The organism is Thauera sp. SDU_THAU2 (assembly GCF_038260575.1).
In the GTDB taxonomy this organism is placed as follows: Bacteria; Pseudomonadota; Gammaproteobacteria; order Burkholderiales; family Rhodocyclaceae; genus Thauera.
On the sequence record NZ_JBBWUN010000003.1, the window covers coordinates 3,607,207 to 3,624,790 of the forward strand.

The following is a 17,584-nucleotide window of genomic DNA, read 5'->3' on the forward strand; positions in this document are numbered from 1 at the left end:
GATACTCCCCTGGTTTCAGAATCTCAGGCTGCCGCGGCCTCGAAGTCGACCAGCTCGGCGCCATCGCCCACCTGATCGCCGACCGCGAAGCGGAAGGCCTTGACGGTGCCGGCCGCAGGCGCGGTGATGGTGTGCTCCATCTTCATCGCCTCCAGAATCAGCAGCGGCGTGCCCTTCTCCACTTTCGCCCCTTCGCTCGCGACCAGCGCGATGACCTTGCCCGGCATCGGCGCCAGCAGCCCGCCTTCGGCACCGCCGCCTTCGCCACTGTGATGCAGCGGATCGATCGCGGCGAGTTGCCAGGCGCGGCCGCGGGCAAAGACGTGGCGGCGGCCGGCGGCGGCGATCACGGTGGCATCCATGCGGGTGCCGTCCAGTTCGACGCGCAGCAGCCCGCGCGGATTCAGTTCGCCACGCGCCTCGACGCTGCGGCCTTCGACGGTGAGCCGCCAGGCGCCCGGCAGGTAAGCGACCTCGACTGCATGGTCGGTCTCGCCGTGGCGGAACAGCAATGTGCGGCGCGCGGTGGCGTTCATGCGCCAGCCGTCGCGCGCATGCCAGGGCGAATGCGCGTCGGCGCTGCGCTGCGCACGCTTGTCGGCCAGCGCCGCCTCGCGCAGCAGTTCGGCCAGCGCGGCGATCTGCAGCACTTCGTCAGGCAGCTTGACGTCGTCGGGGAACAGGTAGTCCTTTTCGCGCTCGATCAGCCCGGTGTCGAGGTCGGCACCGGCAAACGCCGGGCAGGCCGCCAGCCGCGACAGGAACTCGATGTTGTTGGCCACACCCACCACGCGGTAGTCGGCCAGCGCCTGCAGCAGGCGGGCCAGCGCGCGGTCGCGGTTGATGTCCCAGACGATCAGCTTGGCGATCATCGGGTCGTAGTGCGGGCTGATCTCGTCGCCCTCCTCGACGCCGGTATCGACGCGCACGTGCAGGCCCTCGGCCGGCGGCGCCAGGTGCACCAGCCTGCCGGTGGAAGGCAGGAAGCCCTTGGCCGGATCTTCGGCGTAGATGCGCGCTTCCAGCGCATGGCCGCGGATCTGCAGCTGCTCCTGGGCCAGCGGCAGCGGCTCGCCGGAGGCGACGCGCAACTGCCATTCGACCAGGTCCAGCCCGGTGATCATCTCGGTGACCGGATGCTCGACCTGCAGGCGGGTGTTCATCTCCATGAAGTAGAAGGAGCCGTCCTGGTTGGCGATGAACTCCACCGTGCCGGCGCCGACGTAGCCCACCGCCTTGGCCGCATCGACCGCCGCCTTGCCCATCGCCGCGCGGCGCTCGGGCGTCATGCCGGGCGCCGGCGCTTCTTCCAGCACCTTCTGGTGGCGGCGCTGCACCGAGCAGTCGCGCTCGAACAGATAGACCACGTTGCCGTGGGTGTCGCCGAACACCTGGATCTCGATGTGGCGCGGCCTGGTGATGTATTTCTCCACCAGCACGTGGTCGTCGCCGAAGCTGGAAATCGCCTCGCGCTTGCAGGACGCCAGCAGGTCGAGGAAATCTTCCGACTTCTCGACCAGGCGCATGCCCTTGCCGCCGCCGCCGGCCGCCGCCTTGATCAGCACCGGGTAGCCGATGGCTTCGGCCTGCCGGTGCAGCAGCTCGGGGGTCTGGTCGTCGCCGTGGTAGCCGGGCGTCAGCGGCACGCCGGCCGCTTCCATCAGCTTCTTGGCTTCGGACTTGGAGCCCATCGCGCGGATCGCCGACACCGGCGGGCCGATGAAGACGATGCCTTCGCGCTCGCAGGCCTCACAGAAATCCTCGTTCTCGGACAGGAAGCCGTAGCCCGGATGGATCGCCTGGGCGCCGGTCTGCTTGGCTGCGGCGATGATGCGGTCGATCACGAGATAACTCTCGCGCACTGCCGCCGGACCGATCAGCACCGCCTCGTCGGCCAGGCGCACATGGCGGGCATTGGCATCGGCCTCGGAATAGACCGCGACGGTCTTGATGCCCATGCGGCGGGCGGTCTTGATCACCCGGCAGGCGATTTCACCGCGGTTGGCGATAAGTATCTTGTCAAACATGGGTGCTCTCCGCGGTGAAATCGCCCAAGCATGCTACGCATGCAAAGCGATTTGACTTCGTCGCTGCGCCGCTACGCGGCTGGTCACCTCTATTTGCGATCAGAATCTTGTCGAACATCTTGTCTCCCCCAGGTTTGGGTCAATCTTGTCGCGTTCGGTCACACTGCGGTCGGTCGCGGACGCGGCCGGAAAATGCGTTTGAGGAAGCGCCACAGCAGCACGATGAGCACGATGGCGCACAGCACGAACACCACCAGGCCGAAGGCGAACCACAGCGGATGGTTGAACATCAGCCACAGGCCGCCGATGAAAATCCCGTCCTCGCCGAAGGACGCCAGCAGGTTGCTCACCGGCTCCGGCGAAGTGTTGAGCGCCGCCCGCGCACCCGCCTTGGCGAAATGGGTGCTGGCCGCCAGCGAACCGCCCAGCAAGGCACCGGCAAGCTGCAGCCCCGCACCCTGGTCGCCCATCACGCCGGCGGCCAGCGCCGCGCCGGCCGGAATGCGGATGAAGGTGTGCAGCGAATCCCACAGCGAATCGAGCCAGGGCAACTTGTCGGCGAAGAACTCGGTGAACAGCATCAGTCCGGACAGGCCGAGCACCCAGGGATTGGTCAGCACTTCCAGCCCGCCCGGCAGATGCACGCCGCCCCAGCGGCCCAGCGCGCCCAGCACGAACACCAGCGCATAGAGCCGCAGACCGCTCGCCCAGCCCACACCGGCCGCCAGCACCGCCAGCGAGGCGAGGTCCAGCGGCAGCCCGCTCCAGTCCAGCAGCGGCGTCAGGCTGCCCAGCCCGGCGAACCATTCGGCCAGGGTATCCATGTTCATCGCCCTCAGGCGCGATTCAGTCCTGCGCTGGCGGCACCCAGGCCGCCGGCCGCTTGGACAGGAAGGCGTCCAGGCCTTCGCGCGCTTCCGGCGTGGCGCGCAGGCCGGCGATGCGGCGTGCGGTATCCTGCACCACCGCATCATCCACCGGCTTGTTCGCCACCGCGCGGATCGGATCCTTGCCCGCGGCCTGCGATTTCGGTCCGCCCTGCAGCAGCGCGGTAACGATGGCCTGCACTTTCGCATCCAGTTCGTCGGTCGCCACCGCCTCGTGCGCCAGCCCCAACTCGGCCGCGCGCCGGGCATCGATGCGCTCGGCGGTCTGGAAGTAGCGATAGGCCTGGCGCTCGCCGATGGCGCGGATCACGTAAGGGCTGATCGCCGACGGGATGATGCCGAAGCGGACTTCGGAGGTGGCGAACACCGCCTTGTCGCCGGCGATGCAGATGTCGCAGGCGCTCGCCAGCCCCATGCCGCCGCCCAGCGCCGCGCCATGCACGCGGGCGATGGTCGGCTTGGCCATGCCGGCCAGCGTGCGCAGCATGCCGGCCAGCTTCATCGCGTCGGCGAAGTTGTCCGCTTCGCTCGCCTCGCCGGCGGCCTTCATCCAGTTCAGGTCGGCACCGGCGGAAAAGCTCTTGCCGCGTCCGGCCAGCACCACCACGCGCACCGCCTCGTCGGCGTCCAGCACCTGGCAGGCCGCGGTGAGATCGGCGATCAATCGGGCGTTGAAGGCGTTATGCACGTCCGGGCGGTTCATCCAGATCGTCGCCACGCCGCCGTCGCGCTGGATCTCCAGGGTTTCGTAGTCCATCTTTCTGGCCCCCGTTGCTTACATGCGGAACACGCCGAAGCGCGTCTGCTGGATCGGTGCATTGAGCGCCGCCGACAACGACAGGCCGAGCACGCGGCGGGTCTGGGCCGGATCGACCACGCCATCGTCCCACATGCGCGCGGTGGCGTAGTAGGGGTGGCCCTGGAACTCGTACTGCTCGCGGATCGGCGCCTTGAAGGCCTCCTCTTCCTCGGCGCTCCAGTTGCCGCCCTTGGCCTCGATGCCGTCGCGGCGCACGGTGGACAGCACGCTCGCGGCCTGCTCGCCGCCCATCACGCTGATCCGCGCATTGGGCCACATCCACAGGAAGCGGGGGCTGTAGGCGCGGCCGCACATGCCGTAGTTGCCGGCGCCGAAGCTGCCGCCGATCAGCGCGGTGATCTTGGGCACCTGCACGGTGGCCACCGCGGTGACCATCTTGGCGCCGTCCTTGGCGATGCCGCCGTTCTCGTACTTGCGGCCGACCATGAAGCCGGTGATGTTCTGCAGGAACAGCAGCGGAATGCCGCGCTGGCCGCACAGCTCGATGAAGTGGGCGCCCTTCTGCGCCGACTCGCCGAACAGGATGCCGTTGTTGGCGACGATGCCGACCGGATAGCCGTAGAGCTGGGCGAAGCCGCACACCAGCGTGCTGCCGTAGCGAGCCTTGAATTCGTCGAAGCGCGACCCATCGACCACGCGGGCGATGATCTCGCGCACGTCGAAGGGCTTGCGCGTGTCGGTGGGGATGATGCCGTAGATCTCTTCCGGGTCGTAGGCGGGCTCTTCGCCCTGGCCCAGCGCCACACCCATCGGCTTGGTCCGGTTCAGGTTGGAGACGATGCGGCGCGCCAGGTAGAGCGCATGGGCGTCGTTCTCGGCCAGATGGTCGGCAACGCCCGACAGCCGGGTGTGCACATCGCCGCCGCCGAGGTCTTCGGCGCTGACGACTTCGCCGGTGGCCGCCTTCACCAGCGGCGGACCGCCGAGGAAGATCGTGCCCTGGTTCTTGACGATGACGGTCTCGTCGCTCATCGCCGGCACGTAGGCGCCGCCGGCGGTGCACGAACCCATCACCACCGCGATCTGCGGAATGCCCTTGGCCGACATGTTGGCCTGGTTGTAGAAGATGCGGCCGAAGTGGTCGCGGTCGGGGAAGACTTCGTCCTGCTTCGGCAGGAAGGCGCCGCCCGAATCGACCAGGTAGATGCACGGCAGGTTGTTCTGCTCGGCGATCTCCTGCGCGCGCAGGTGCTTCTTGACCGTCATCGGGTAGTAGGTGCCGCCCTTCACGGTGGCGTCGTTGGCCACGATCATGCATTCGACGCCCTGCACGCGGCCGATGCCGGTGATGACGCCGGCGCTGGGCGCCTCGTCGCCGTACATACCCCAGGCCGCCATCTGGCCGACTTCGAGGAAGGGCGTGCCGGGATCGAGCAGGTGGCCGACGCGGTCGCGCGGCAGCAGCTTGCCGCGCGCGGTGTGCTTGGCGCGCGCAGCCTCGCCGCCGCCCAGGCCGACCTGCGCCGCCTTGGCGTGCAGATCATCGACCAGGCCGCGCAGACTGGCCGCATTGGCCTGGAATTCTTCACTGCGCACGTTGATGGCAGATTTGATCGTACTCATGTCCCCTCGTCCTCATGTCTTGTCTATCTTATTTATCTATCAGACGCCGCAGCCAGCACACTGCGCAAGACTAGCGCCGCAGGCTGTGCCGCGAGTGCCAAGAAGGTCGCAATTCATGCCATCACTGGGCGGAGCAATGCATTGCGGAAATCCGGCGACCAGCGCCGCCCGCTCCGCTCGCGGCCTTTGCAACGCCACGCCTGCGCACATGAATCCGACCGCCGACAGGCGAGCCGCGCGGGGAATCGATCCGGCCACGGATCTGCCTAGCGGGCGATGATCATCCGCGTCACCAGTTCAGCAGCATTATGAACCCCCAGCTTGCGCATGATCGCCGCACGGTGCACCTCGACCGTCCGTGGAGATATCCCCATCGCCAGTCCGATCTCCTTGCTCGTATGGCCATTGACGATATGGCGCGCGACCTCGCGTTCCTTCGGCGTCAAGGCCGAAGAACTCGGGGCCCGGTCCTTCAGGTGCTCAAAGGTCCACACCATCAGCAGGAACGGCTCTGCCGCCACCAGCGTGCGGCCGCGCGCGCGAACCCAGATGATCTCGCCGTTCTTGCGCTGCATGAAGCGTTCGTCTTCGTAGCGCGGGCAGTTAAGGAGCCAGCGGCTCCAGCGTGAACCGGTCTTCTCGAAGTCGATGTGCGAAGGGTACAGCAGGCGGGTCGATTGCCCTTCGAGATCCACCCGGTTCCAGCCGAACAGCAGTTCGATCTCGGTGTTCACCTTCAGGATGGTTCGGTTGGACGTCACCATGATTGCAACCGGCGCATCCATGAAGCCGGTCAGATTCAGGGCTTCGTCCGGAAGATTGTTGTAGCTCATACCCTGCTCCACCGCGCATCTAAGTAATTTCTACGTATAAATCTACGTAGTTTGACGCATAGGCGCCAGCCCCTCGCAAAAGCCAAACTGTTTGGCAGGAGGAGCAGACATGACATCGAATATCTATATCACCGGCTCGGGCCACACCCGTTTCGGCCGGCTGGAACAGACACTTGAAGAACTGATCGTCGAGGCCGCACGGGAGGCCATCTCGGAGGCCGCAATCGATGCATCGGAAATCGACGCGGTTTTCCTGGGCCACTTCAATTCCGGGCTGGTGCCCGACGGCTTCGCCTCATCGCTGATTCACCAGGCCGATCCGGCGCTGCGCTTCACGCCTGCCATGCGCTGCGAAAACGCCTGCGCCTCGGGTTCGGCAGCAATCCATGCCGGCCTGAACATGATCCGCTCCGGCCGGGCGCGGCAGGTCCTCGTCGTCGGCGCCGAGAAGATGACTCACCGCTCGACCGGCGACGTCACCACGGCACTGGCTGGCGCCGGCTACCAGAATGACCCGGTGGAAGCCGCCCTGAGCTTCCCGCAGGTTTTCGCCATCGCCGCAAAAGCCTACGCCGAGCGCTACTGCAACCCGCTCGACGCCATGGCGCGCATCTCGGTAAAGAATCACGCCAACGCACTGAACAATCCCCTTGCGCAGATGCGCAAGGCCGTATCCTACGAATTCTGCCGCGAAGTGAGCGACAAGAACCCACTCATCGCACCACCCTTGCGGATGTCCGACTGCTCGCTGATTTCGGACGGTGCGGCAGCGATCGTACTGTCTTCCGCCGATGCGGCGGCGAGCACGAAGCGCCGTGTGCGCATCGCAGCTGCCGAACACGTCTCGGACTTCCTGCCGATGTCGCTGCGCGACTTCGTCGCCTTCGAAGGTCCCCGGCGCGCGATCGCACAAGCCTACGCCGCAGCAGGCATCGGCGTGAGCGATCTCGATTTCGCCGAAGTGCACGATTGCTTCACCCCTGCCGAACTGCTGACGTACGAAGCCATGGGCCTCGCGCCGCAAGGACAGGGCGCACGGGCGCTCGAAGAGGGCACGGTGTACGCCGACGGCCGGACCCCGGTGAACCTGTCGGGAGGGCTGAAGGCCAAGGGACATCCGGTAGGCGCCACAGGGGTGTCGATGCACGCCCTCGCCTTCCGCCAGCTCACCGGGCAGGCCGGCGCCATGCAGCGCAAGGGCGCGCAATGGGGCCTGGCCTTCAACATGGGCGGCACGGCGGTCGCGAACTACGTCTCGCTGTTGAATGCCGATCGCGCCTGAGGCACACATGAACATCGCCAACTGGCTTCATCAAGCAGCGCTTGCCTGGCCGAACAACCCCGCGATCTTCGACGGCACCCGCCTGACTCACAACTATGCAGGGCTGCTCAAGGCGGTGTGCGACCGCGCGCGCCATTTTGCCGAGCAGCACAGTATCGGCCCCGGGGACAGGATCGCGTTCTTCAGCCCGAACACTCCGGAATACATCGAGGTGCTGCACGCCTGCTGGTGGATCGGCGCGGTCGTCGTGCCGGTTAATTACAAGTTGCACCCGGCCGAGGCGGAATGGATCATCTCCAACTCGGGCGCACGTCTCGTCCTCACCGACCAGGGCAATGTCTTTTCCGGCCCGTCCGGTTTCGTCGAGGAGGCGCTATCGGCCCCCGTCGCCAAAGGCGCGCCGATGACGGCGCCGCGCCCGGCCGACGACAGGGACATCGCCTGGCTGTTCTATACCTCGGGCACGACGGGCAAGCCCAAGGGCGTCATGCTCAGCCATGAGAACCTGCGAAACATGACGTTGTGTTATTGCATGGACGTCGACACGCCAGCCACAGGCGACCACATGCTCTATGCCGCGCCGATGTCGCACGGCGCGGGGCTCTACATGTTCGCGCAGATCCGCGCGGCCGGCGCCCATCTGGTGCCCACATCGCGGGGTTTCGATTGCGCCGAGATCATCCAGCTCGCCCAGAGCAAGGGCAATCTCGTATTCTTCGCCGCGCCCACCATGATCAAGCGCCTCATCGCCGCGGCCCGGGCGACGGGTTACGACGGCTCGGGCATCCGCACGATCACCTACGGCGGTGGCCCGATGTACGCCAATGACATCGACGAGGCGCTGGAGCTGTTCGGGCCGCGTTTCGTGCAGATCTACGGCCAGGGCGAAAGCCCGATGACGATCTCGGTCCTGCCGCGCAAGCTGGTCGCGGATCAGAGCCATTCGCGCTGGCGCGCCCGCCGGAACTCCGTGGGCCATGCCGCAGGCTGCGTGAGGCTCGCGATCCTCGGCCCGGACGGCGCCGAACTGCCTGCGGGCCATACCGGCGAAATCTGCGTGCAGGGACCGACGGTAATGCTCGGCTACTGGCAGAACGCCGAAGCGAGCGCGGAAACCCTGCAAGGCGGCTGGCTGCACACCGGCGACCTCGGCCATTTCGACGAAGACGGCTTCCTGTACCTGACCGACCGTTCCAAGGATCTGATCATCTCCGGCGGCACCAACATCTATCCGCGCGAAGTGGAAGAAGCACTCCTGCGCCATCCAGCGGTCTTCGAAGTCGCCGTGATCGGCGAACCGGAGCCGGAATGGGGAGAGCAGGTGGTCGCCTACGTCGTAGTGCAGCCGAACAAGCAGGTTAGCGAAGCGGAGCTGGATAGCTGGTGCCGACAGCAGATCGCTTCGTTCAAGCGGCCGAAGCGCTACGTCTTCGCCACGGAACTGCCCAAGAACAGCTACGGCAAGATCCTGAAGACCGAACTGCGGCACGCGACCCTTCGCACCACACGTTGAAAACGACCGACGGGAAAGCCCCGCACTGAAAACCAAGGAGGAGACAATGAAAAGACGTGATTTTCTGAAGACCAGCAGCGCGCTTGCCGGCGCCGGCATGCTGGGCCTGCCGGGCCTGGCCCAGGCCCGTGTCTCGATGAAGTTCGACAGCTACGTCACCGAGAGCGCAGGCCCTTCGTGGATCGACCGCTGGTTTCTCGACGAACTCCAGAAGCGCTCCAACGGCGATGTCGCGGTGAGATATTACTGGGCCGGCAGCCTCAACAAGGCCGGCGAGCATCTCGGGGCGGTCCGCGACGGCACCTCGGAGATCACCATCATCTCGCCGGGCTACTACCAGGCCGAAATGCCGGTGACGCGCGGCCTCGAATGGTACTTCCGCGTCGATCGCGCCGATACCCTGCAACAGGTCTGCCGCGACACCTACGACAACTTCGAGCCGCTGCGGCAGGAATGGGAACAGCGTCACAACTGCAAGGTGCTGTACTGGACCAACTGGAACTATGCACCACTGGTGATGCGCAGGCCGATTTCGTCGCTGGCCGACCTGAAGGGCAAGAAGATCCGCGCCTACGGCGTTGCCACCGACGTCATCGAGCGGCTCGGCGGCATTGCGGTGCCGATGACCGCAGGCGAGGTTTACCAATCGCTCGAGCGCGGCGTGCTCGACGGCGTTTACGGTTTCGATTTCGTCACTGCAGTGGCGTACAAGCTGCATGAAATCGCGCCCAACTTCTACGACATCGGCGACGGCGCTCATGCCCCTGCGCTCACGGTAATGAACAAGCGGACATGGGAGAAGCTGTCCCCGGCCAACCAGCAGATCTGCACCGATCTCGCCAACGAGCTCTACGCCGGCAAGTTCGCCGAGATCTATGAAGGCGTGCTGGCCGATTACGTCAAGAAGGCGCTTGCCGAAGGGGTGAAGTTCACTTCGCTCCCCGATGCCGAGAAAGAGCGCGCGCGAACCATCGTCCAGCCTGCCCAGGTCGACAAGTGGGTCGACGAGGTTGCCAAGCCCAATCGCATCGATGGCAAGGCCATGCAGGACGTGATCGAGCAGGCGATCGCCAGGCATGCGCCTTCAGGCAAGCTCAAGCGGCCGATCGAAATCGCGGCGAGCCTGTAAACATGTCCGCGTTCGACCGCCTGCTGACGCGCATCGCGCATGCGATGAGCTGGGTGGCGCTCGCCTTCCTTGCTTTCATGATGCTGGCCATCACCATCGACGTCTTTGCGCGCGCCTTCAGCGGGCGCGCGGTTCCCGGCCTCTTCGAACTGTCGGAGATGTCGATGGCGATGGTCGTCTTCATGGGGCTGGGCGCAACGCTGCTCGACGACGGGCATATCCGCGTGACGCTGCTGACCGACCGGCTGCCGAAACCCGTCGGCCGCTACTGCACCGCGCTCGGCTGGATCTTCGCGGGACTGACCTTCTTCCTGCTCGCCTGGCCAGCGACGAAGGAAGCTGCGTACTCGGTATCGATCTTCGAGTTCCGCTGGGGCGCAGTGCAGATGCCCGTATGGTGGGCCAAGGTCCTCGTTGCCGTCGGCCTCTGGTTTGCCGCGCTGCAGGCGCTTATCCACGCCGTCCTCGTCGCACGCGACCGCCTGCCCGAGCAACGCCGCATCGGCGCCACTTCTGCCACGCATTGAACGGCGGGCGCCGGACCTCAACGGTCCAGCGCCCGCTGCATCACCTTTCGGCGGCATCAAGAAATCCAGGAACCTCCATGGACGTCACCCTCATCACCATCCTCGCCGTAGGGCTGATCTTTCTGCTCATGGCCCTCGGCACGCCGGTATTTGCCGCACTCGCCCTGTCGGGCGCCTTCGGCATCGTCATGGTCGAGAACCTCGACTTTCTTCTCAACAGACTGAAATCCTTTCCATTCTCGACCACGGCAAGCTACACCCTGACCGTCATCCCTCTCTTCATCCTGATGGGGGCTTTCGCCCACCACGCCCAGGTCGGCAAACGGCTCTTCGACGTCGCACGCAAATGGGTCGGCCACCTGCCGGGAGGGCTCGCCATGGCCAGCATTCTCACTTCCGCAGGCTTTGCCGCCACTTCGGGATCATCGGTCGCCACTGCCGCCACCGTCGGTGCCGTGGCCATCCCCGAGATGAAGAAGGCGGGCTACGATCCGCGCCTCTCGGCAGGCTCGGTCGCCGCGGGTGGTGTTCTCGGCGTATTGATTCCGCCGTCGGTACTTTTGATCTTCTACGCCGCGCTGACTGAAGTCTCTGCAGGCAAGATGCTGATTGCCGGCTTCGTTCCCGGGCTCCTGACCACGCTCGTATTCATGGCCGGCGTCGCGATAATCGGCCGGCGCGGCATGAACGAGCAGGCACGCAGCCCGCGCTCACCATGGGGCGAGCGGGTCCGGGCGACTGGACAAGCCTGGCAAGTGCTGGTGCTTTTTCTGCTCGTGCTCGGCGGCATCTACCTTGGCATCATCACACCGACCGAGGCGGGGGCAATCGGGGCATTCGCCGCATTGCTGATGCTGCTCTTTTCCCGCGTCGCCCGCGCAACGCTCGGCACACGATTGCTCGACAGCTTCCGCAGCACGGCGACGACCACGGTCATGATCTTGTTTACGATGATCGGCGCCGGCATCTTCAGCTACTTTCTGACACTGGTGCAGATTCCGCAAGCAATCGCGGAAACCATCGTGCAAAGCGGGATCCCCCTGCGCTGATCGTTGCCGTCCTGTTGCTGGCCTATATCCCGCTCGGCATGTTCCTCGACGCCTTTTCCATGATGGTCATCACGCTGCCCATCGTGTTTCCGACGGTTTCCGGCCTCGGCTTCGATCCGATCTGGTTCGGCATCCTGTGCGTGAAGATGTGTGAAATCGGCCTGATGACACCGCCTGTGGGCCTCAACTGCTTCGTCATTGCCGGCATCGACCGCAGCACCTCCCTGACGGACATCTTCCGTGGCGCGCAATGGTTCGTCGCCATGGAATTGTTCACTGTGGCCATCCTGTTCGCATTCCCCGCGATCACGACCTGGCTGCCCGACACCATGATGGGCCGCTGAGACAGGAGGATGACGAACATGCGCGAGCACTACGGTACGGTCCTCGTGACCGGAGGCGGGTCGGGCATCGGGCGAGCGGCCGCGCTGGCGCTTGCCCGGCGCGGCGCACAACTCGCCGTGACCGACCTGGACGCGGACAAGGCCAGCACGGTTGCGCGGGAAATCGCCGCCACCGGCACCAGGGCAGTCGGTTTGGCAATGGACGTCGGCGACGCGGCCTCGATCGCCGCCGGCTTCGATTACGTCGAGGCTGCACTCGGCGGCATCGACATCCTGATCAACAGTGCGGGGCTGATGCTGGTGGAGCCACTGCTGGACTTCTCCCCGGAGAGCTGGGACAGGGTCATGCGCGTCAATGTCACCGGCACCTTTGTTGCCAGCCAGCGTGCTGCGCGCGGCATGGCCGAACGCGGCTATGGCCGGATCATCAACCTCACATCGGTTTCCGGCTTGCGCGCCGGCGTCGGGCGCACCGCCTATGGCACCTCCAAAGCCGCCCTCATCGGCTTGACCCGCCAGTTCGCACTCGAACTCGGCCCGCTTGGCGTGACAGTGAACGCGGTCGCGCCCGGCGCGATCGAGACACCCATGACGCTCGGCACCTATTCGGAGGAAACCTGGGAAAACATCCTGGCGATGGTGCCCATACGCCGTCGCGGCACGCCCCAGGACATTGCCGAGGCCATCGCTTACCTAGCATCACCCGCAGCATCCTACGTCAACGGCGAAACACTCACCGTCGACGGCGGCTACATGGCAGCCGGCATGACACAGACCGGCAGGATGCGCATCTGAGCGTCAGAACCCGCCCGTTTCCAACCAGCGCACTATCTGCGGCACGCGATCCACTCCCCAGAAGGGCTCGCCGTCGATGATGACGAAGGGCGAGCCGAACACGCCACGGGCAATGGCTTGCGCGCACTCGTCCTTCAGGCGGTCGCGGATCTCGTCGCCGGCGAGTGCCTCGGCCAGCGCCGCTCGGTCGGCGCCGTGGGCGGCAGCGATGTCCAGCACCGCATCCTGCTGCGAGATGTCGCGTCCGTCCACGAAATAGGCGCGCAAAGCTGCGAGAGCGAAGCGGCGGGCCTCGGCGGCATCACGGTCTTCCAGCCAGTAGAAGGCACGCGCGGCGATCTGGGTGCCGATCGGAAAGACATCGGGAATGCGGCAGGCCAGACCGAGGAAGCGGGCCGAGCGCTCGAAGTCGTGCTTCGAGTAATCGCCCTTGAGCGGTTTCGAAGGCAGGGGCGTGTCACCCGTGACCTTGTATACCGCCCCCAGCAGGAAAGGCCGCCAGCGCACGCTGCGGCCATGGGCAGCCGCCAGGGCGTCGATCTGCTCGGCCATGAAATAGCCGTAGGGCGAGGAGAAGTCGAAGTAGAAATCGATCGGCTCAGCCATGTTCCGGCCCTCCCTATCAGCGCGTTTCGCCGAACAGTTCGCGGCCGATCAGCATGCGGCGGATCTCGCTGGTGCCGGCGCCGATCTCGTACAGCTTGGCGTCGCGCCACAGGCGGCCGACGGCGTATTCGTTGGTGTAGCCGACACCGCCCAGCGCCTGGATCGCCTCGCCCGCCATCCAGGTGGCTTTCTCGGCGGTGTAGAGGATCACGCCGGCCGCATCCTTGCGCAGCGTGCGGGCGTGGTCGGCGCGGTCGCAGGCCTGGCCGACGGCGTAGGCGTAGGCGCGGCAGGCCGACCAGGTGGAATACATGTCGGCGATCTTGCCCTGCATCAGCTGGAACTCGCCGATCGGCGTGTCGAACTGCTTGCGTTCGTGCATGTAGGGCACGACCTCGTCCATGCACGCCGCCATGATGCCGAGCGGGCCGCCCGACAGCACCGCGCGCTCGTAGTCGAGGCCGGACATCAGCACCTGCACGCCGCGGCCGATGTTGGCCTCGCCGCCGAGCACGTTGTCGAGCGGCACTTCGACGTCGTCGAAGAACAGCGGGAAGGTGTTGGAGCCGCGCATGCCGAGCTTGTCGAGGTGGGTGCCGCACGAGAAGCCCTTCATGTCCTTCTCGACGATGAAGGCGGTGATGCCCTTCGGGCCGGCATTGACGTCGGTCTTGGCATAGACCACCAGGGTGTCGGCATCGCCGCCGTTGGTGATCCACATCTTGCTGCCGTTGAGGATGAAGCGGTCGCCCTTGCGATCGGCACGCAGCTTCATCGACACCACGTCGGAGCCGGCATTGGGCTCGGACATCGCCAGCGCACCGACGTGCTCGCCGGAAATCAGCTTGGGCAGATACTTCTGCTTCTGCTCCTCGGTGCCGTTGCGGCGGATCTGGTTGATGCACAGGTTGGAGTGCGCACCGTAGGACAGCCCCACCGAGGCCGACGCACGCGAGATTTCCTCCATCGCGACGATATGGGCGAGATAACCCATGTCGGTGCCGCCGTACTCCTCGCCGACCGTCATGCCGTGCACGCCGAGGTCGCCGAGTTTCTTCCACAGCTCGGCGGGGAACTCGTTGACGCGGTCGATCTCGGCCGCCCGCGGGACGATCTCGGCCGCACAGAAAGCCTGCAGCGTGTCGCGCAGCGCGTCGATGGTCTCGCCGAGGTTGAAGTTAAGGCTGGGCACGTTCATGGGTGTCTCCTTCTCGATTTGTCCTGGCGCCAGGGCTGGCCGCAGGTTCCAATGATGGACGGCGAACGCCTGAAGATGAAGCGAGATTAGCCCCTCGCGATGCCCGACAACTGCCATCAGGGTTGCAGATCCTGCCACCTTGTCTAGTATTTCCAATCATGAAGATCATCACCCCCTCGCCCGCCGAGCTTACGCTGGGCCGTGCCGCCACACCGATCGCCTTCATCCGCGCGATCGTCACCGCGTACCGGCGCCGGGGGATGGATCCGGCCAGCGCACTGCGCCAGGCGCAGATTCCCGCCGGTCTGCTCGACGACCCCGATGCGCGTGTCACCGCCGCGCAGATGGAAACCATCTCGGGCATCGCCATGCAGGCGCTGGACGACGAAGCGCTGGGCTGGTTCTCGCGCCGCCTGCCCTGGGGCAGCTACGGCATGCTGTGCCGTGCCTCGCTGAGTTCGCCCACGCTGGAAGTGGCGCTCAAGCGCTGGTGCCGCCACCACCGCCTGCTGACCGAGGACATCGTGTTCGAATTCAGCCAGACGGGCAGCCAGCAGCGCGGCACCGCGACGGTCCGCGTCGTCGAGAACGTGGAACTCGGCGAACTGCGCGAATTCTGCCTGGTCACCACGCTGCGCTACCTGCTGGGCTACGCGAGCTGGCTGATCGACTCGCGCATCGCGCTGACGGAAACCCGCTTCCCCTTCCCGGCGCCGCGCCATGCCGACGCCTATCCCCACCTCTTCCCCTGCCAACTGCATTTCGACGCCGACACCGCCGGCTTCGGTTTCGACGCCCGCTACCTGTCGCTGCCGGTACGCCGCGACGAGCGCGCCTTGCAGGCCATGCTGCAGCGCGCGCTGCCGCTCACCGTGCTGCAATACCGCCGCGACCGCCTGCTGGTGCACAGCGTCGCACAGATCCTGAACGCCGCGCCCGGCGCCGCCCATACCGCCGAGGACGTCGCCGCCCGGCTCAACCTGTCGGTGCGCACCCTGCACCGGCAACTGAAGGACGAAGGCGTGTCGCTGCAGCGGCTGAAGAACGAAGCCCGCCGCGAGCACGCCGTCCGCCTGCTGCTGCAGACGAAGAAGCCGATCAAGCAGATCGCTGCCGCGGTCGGTTTCGACAGCGAAAAGAGCTTTGCGCGGGCTTTCCGGACCTGGACGGGGGCAGCGCCGAGCGCATTCAGGACGGAGGCGCCGGAAGGGCTGGCATGAAATCCGTGCAATAACCAGCCGAATATTGCACATTCCCCATCAAGTTTTCCCCGGTCCGGCCGTTAAACCCTTATCCGACGACGGCCGGAATCGCGCCGCGAGCAAGCGGACCAAGGAGAACACCATGGCAATGGCAGGCAACGGCATCAACCAGACGACAGCGGGCACCGCTACACAAGCTGCGCAGCCGACGAAGAACACGCAGCGCAGCGAAGCCGGCAGCCGCATGTCGACTACCGAAACAGTGCGCCACGAACAGAACGCCGCGATCATCACCGCCTCGCTGCAGGTCTCGATCAAGGCCGGCAACGACTCGCTCGCCCTGCTCTACCGCTCGGCCATCGACCACCTGAACGAAGTGCTGGCGCCGGGGCAGGACGTGGACGTCATCGGTCAGGCGATGGAACAGGACAACTCGCCCGAAGCCACTGCCGAACGCATCCTGAGCTTCGCCACCGGCTTCTTCGACGCCTACGCGGCGCAGCACCCCGGCAAGGACCCCGAAGAACTCGCCCGCAACTTCACCGACCTGGTGCGGGGCGGCTTCGAAAAGGGCTTCAAGGAAGCGCGCGACATCCTCGACGGGCTGGGTGTGCTCGGCGGCAGCGACATCGAGAACGGCATCATGAAGACCTACGAACTGGTCTCGAAGGGCTTCGACGACTTCCTCGCCGCCAGGCTGAAGCCGGCTGCCGAAACCGGAGCGCAGCAGCAAACGGATGAGGCCGCGAAGCCGGCACCCAAGGCTTGAACACGCTTTGACGAGGCCCTCGACACCGCGTCGCGGGCATCAGCGGCCGCCCGCCAGCGCTGCCGGCCGGCGGCAGCATAGCAGGACGAATCCGCTGCAATCCGCGCAGCCGCCGTCAACCGCCGTGCCGGGCGAGGAAGTCGAACAGTTGCGCCGCCCGCCCTTCGGGTTTCGTTCCGCCCGCGGTACATAGGAGCAAGCTTCTGGCCGCCCAGGCGTCCGCAATCCGCGCCATTCCGATGCGGGCATGAGCCAGGCGCCGAGCGGCAGCGGCCGGCACGATGGCGATGCCGACACCGTCCGCGACCAGGCTGAGCGCCGCTTCGAAACTGCGCACGCGGACCCGATAGTGAAGCCCCCGGCCGTACTGCAGCGCTCGTCCCTGCAGGAAGCGGCTCAAGCCACTCTCGGCCGGCAGGCCGACGAAAGGATGTTCGAGCAGATCGGCGAAATGCACGTCGGCACCCGCCGGCCAGGATGCAGCCGACGAAAAGACGGCAACCAGGTCGTCCTTTACGAACATGCGGGTATGCAGCCCTTCGGTTTGGACGTAATCGGCGACGATGCCGATGTCGGCCTGCTCCTGCCGCATGACCAGCAGCACATCCTGGCTGCCGAGTTCGCGCAGGTCGATATCCACGTCCGCGTGCCCGGCGAGAAAGCGCCCGATGAGCGGCGGCAGATACTCGGTCATCGCCGCGGTGTTGCAAACCAGCCGTATCGTGCTGCGGATGCCGTGCGCATGGGCGGCCATCTCCGCATGCAGTATCTCCAGTTCGCGCTCGAGACGGCCTGCATGCCGCAACAGGGTGCGCCCTGCATCGGTCATCCGGATGCCGAGCTTGGAACGATGCAGCAAGGCGGTACCCAGGGCATGTTCCAGCTTCTGCAGGCGCGCGCTGGCCGCCGCCAGCGAAAGATGCATGGCGTCGGCGCCGCGCGTGATCGACCCCGCCTCGACGACAGCGGCGAACAGATGAAGATCAAACGTGGAAATGCGATAGGGAGTCACGGCACTTCGCTTCATCATCGATCCCATC

The 17,584-nt window shown here is 65.8% G+C and carries 17 protein-coding genes; 9 read left to right on the top strand and 8 right to left on the bottom strand.

Annotated features, from left to right (window positions below):
• Nucleotides 1-23 precede the first annotated feature (23 nt).
• The 5 genes from AAFL97_RS18620 to AAFL97_RS18640 form a co-directional block, all read right to left on the bottom strand.
• Entirely contained in the window at nucleotides 24-2,027 is a 2,004-nt protein-coding gene (locus AAFL97_RS18620) for an acetyl/propionyl/methylcrotonyl-CoA carboxylase subunit alpha (protein WP_341646178.1), read from the bottom strand.
• A 158-nt stretch (nucleotides 2,028-2,185) separates the two neighbouring features.
• Nucleotides 2,186-2,851, bottom strand: a complete 666-nt coding sequence (locus tag AAFL97_RS18625; protein WP_341646179.1) for a DUF4126 domain-containing protein — start codon at nucleotides 2,849-2,851, stop codon at nucleotides 2,186-2,188.
• A 22-nt stretch (nucleotides 2,852-2,873) separates the two neighbouring features.
• Nucleotides 2,874-3,671, bottom strand: a complete 798-nt coding sequence (locus tag AAFL97_RS18630) for an enoyl-CoA hydratase/isomerase family protein (RefSeq protein WP_341646180.1) — start codon at nucleotides 3,669-3,671, stop codon at nucleotides 2,874-2,876.
• Between the two features lie 18 nt (nucleotides 3,672-3,689).
• On the bottom strand, nucleotides 3,690-5,297 hold the full coding sequence (locus AAFL97_RS18635; RefSeq protein WP_341646181.1) for a carboxyl transferase domain-containing protein: 1,608 nt from the start codon (nucleotides 5,295-5,297) through the stop codon (nucleotides 3,690-3,692).
• 266 nt (nucleotides 5,298-5,563) lie between these two features.
• Nucleotides 5,564-6,130, bottom strand: a complete 567-nt coding sequence (locus tag AAFL97_RS18640; protein WP_341646182.1) for a LuxR C-terminal-related transcriptional regulator — start codon at nucleotides 6,128-6,130, stop codon at nucleotides 5,564-5,566.
• Nucleotides 6,131-6,239: 109 nt separating this feature from the next.
• Between AAFL97_RS18640 and AAFL97_RS18645 the strand changes: the two genes are divergently transcribed.
• The 7 genes from AAFL97_RS18645 to AAFL97_RS18675 all read left to right on the top strand — a co-directional run bounded on the left by AAFL97_RS18645 (nucleotide 6,240) and on the right by AAFL97_RS18675 (nucleotide 12,769).
• Complete coding sequence (locus AAFL97_RS18645; protein ID WP_341646183.1) at nucleotides 6,240-7,412, top strand: thiolase domain-containing protein; 1,173 nt, start codon at nucleotides 6,240-6,242, stop codon at nucleotides 7,410-7,412.
• A gap of 7 nt (nucleotides 7,413-7,419) precedes the next feature.
• Nucleotides 7,420-8,925: a class I adenylate-forming enzyme family protein gene (locus AAFL97_RS18650; RefSeq protein WP_341646184.1), complete on the top strand. Its 1,506-nt coding sequence runs from the start codon at nucleotides 7,420-7,422 to the stop codon at nucleotides 8,923-8,925.
• Between the two features lie 46 nt (nucleotides 8,926-8,971).
• Nucleotides 8,972-10,054 (top strand): TRAP transporter substrate-binding protein DctP, encoded by a 1,083-nt coding sequence (gene dctP, locus AAFL97_RS18655; RefSeq protein ID WP_341646185.1) that lies wholly within the window; start codon nucleotides 8,972-8,974, stop codon nucleotides 10,052-10,054.
• A gap of 2 nt (nucleotides 10,055-10,056) precedes the next feature.
• Entirely contained in the window at nucleotides 10,057-10,581 is a 525-nt protein-coding gene (locus AAFL97_RS18660; RefSeq protein ID WP_341646186.1) for a TRAP transporter small permease, read from the top strand.
• A 77-nt stretch (nucleotides 10,582-10,658) separates the two neighbouring features.
• Complete coding sequence (locus AAFL97_RS18665; RefSeq protein WP_341646187.1) at nucleotides 10,659-11,630, top strand: TRAP transporter large permease; 972 nt, start codon at nucleotides 10,659-10,661, stop codon at nucleotides 11,628-11,630.
• Nucleotides 11,631-11,668: 38 nt separating this feature from the next.
• Nucleotides 11,669-11,974 carry a TRAP transporter large permease subunit gene (locus AAFL97_RS18670; RefSeq protein WP_341646188.1) on the top strand — a complete coding sequence of 102 codons (306 nt, stop codon included), beginning with the start codon at nucleotides 11,669-11,671 and terminating at the stop codon, nucleotides 11,972-11,974.
• Between the two features lie 18 nt (nucleotides 11,975-11,992).
• Nucleotides 11,993-12,769 carry an SDR family NAD(P)-dependent oxidoreductase gene (locus AAFL97_RS18675; protein ID WP_341646189.1) on the top strand — a complete coding sequence of 259 codons (777 nt, stop codon included), beginning with the start codon at nucleotides 11,993-11,995 and terminating at the stop codon, nucleotides 12,767-12,769.
• A gap of 3 nt (nucleotides 12,770-12,772) precedes the next feature.
• On the opposite strand, the gene AAFL97_RS18680 is transcribed toward AAFL97_RS18675, so the two are convergent.
• Both AAFL97_RS18680 and AAFL97_RS18685 read right to left on the bottom strand, forming a co-directional pair.
• On the bottom strand, nucleotides 12,773-13,375 hold the full coding sequence (locus AAFL97_RS18680; RefSeq protein ID WP_341646190.1) for a 2-hydroxychromene-2-carboxylate isomerase: 603 nt from the start codon (nucleotides 13,373-13,375) through the stop codon (nucleotides 12,773-12,775).
• Nucleotides 13,376-13,391: 16 nt separating this feature from the next.
• Nucleotides 13,392-14,573, bottom strand: a complete 1,182-nt coding sequence (locus tag AAFL97_RS18685) for an isovaleryl-CoA dehydrogenase (protein ID WP_341646191.1) — start codon at nucleotides 14,571-14,573, stop codon at nucleotides 13,392-13,394.
• 158 nt (nucleotides 14,574-14,731) lie between these two features.
• Between AAFL97_RS18685 and AAFL97_RS18690 the strand changes: the two genes are divergently transcribed.
• Together AAFL97_RS18690 and AAFL97_RS18695 are read left to right on the top strand one after the other, a co-directional pair.
• The gene (locus AAFL97_RS18690) at nucleotides 14,732-15,793 is read left to right on the top strand and encodes an AraC family transcriptional regulator (protein ID WP_341646192.1); all 1,062 of its coding nucleotides are present in this window, start codon (nucleotides 14,732-14,734) and stop codon (nucleotides 15,791-15,793) included.
• Nucleotides 15,794-15,917: 124 nt separating this feature from the next.
• On the top strand, nucleotides 15,918-16,544 hold the full coding sequence (locus tag AAFL97_RS18695; RefSeq protein ID WP_341646193.1) for a DUF5610 domain-containing protein: 627 nt from the start codon (nucleotides 15,918-15,920) through the stop codon (nucleotides 16,542-16,544).
• A gap of 115 nt (nucleotides 16,545-16,659) precedes the next feature.
• Here AAFL97_RS18695 and AAFL97_RS18700 read toward each other — a convergent pair whose 3' ends face one another.
• A complete protein-coding gene (locus AAFL97_RS18700; RefSeq protein WP_341646194.1) occupies nucleotides 16,660-17,574 on the bottom strand; it encodes a LysR family transcriptional regulator in 915 nt (304 codons plus the stop codon).
• Between the last annotated feature and the right edge of the window lie 10 nt (nucleotides 17,575-17,584).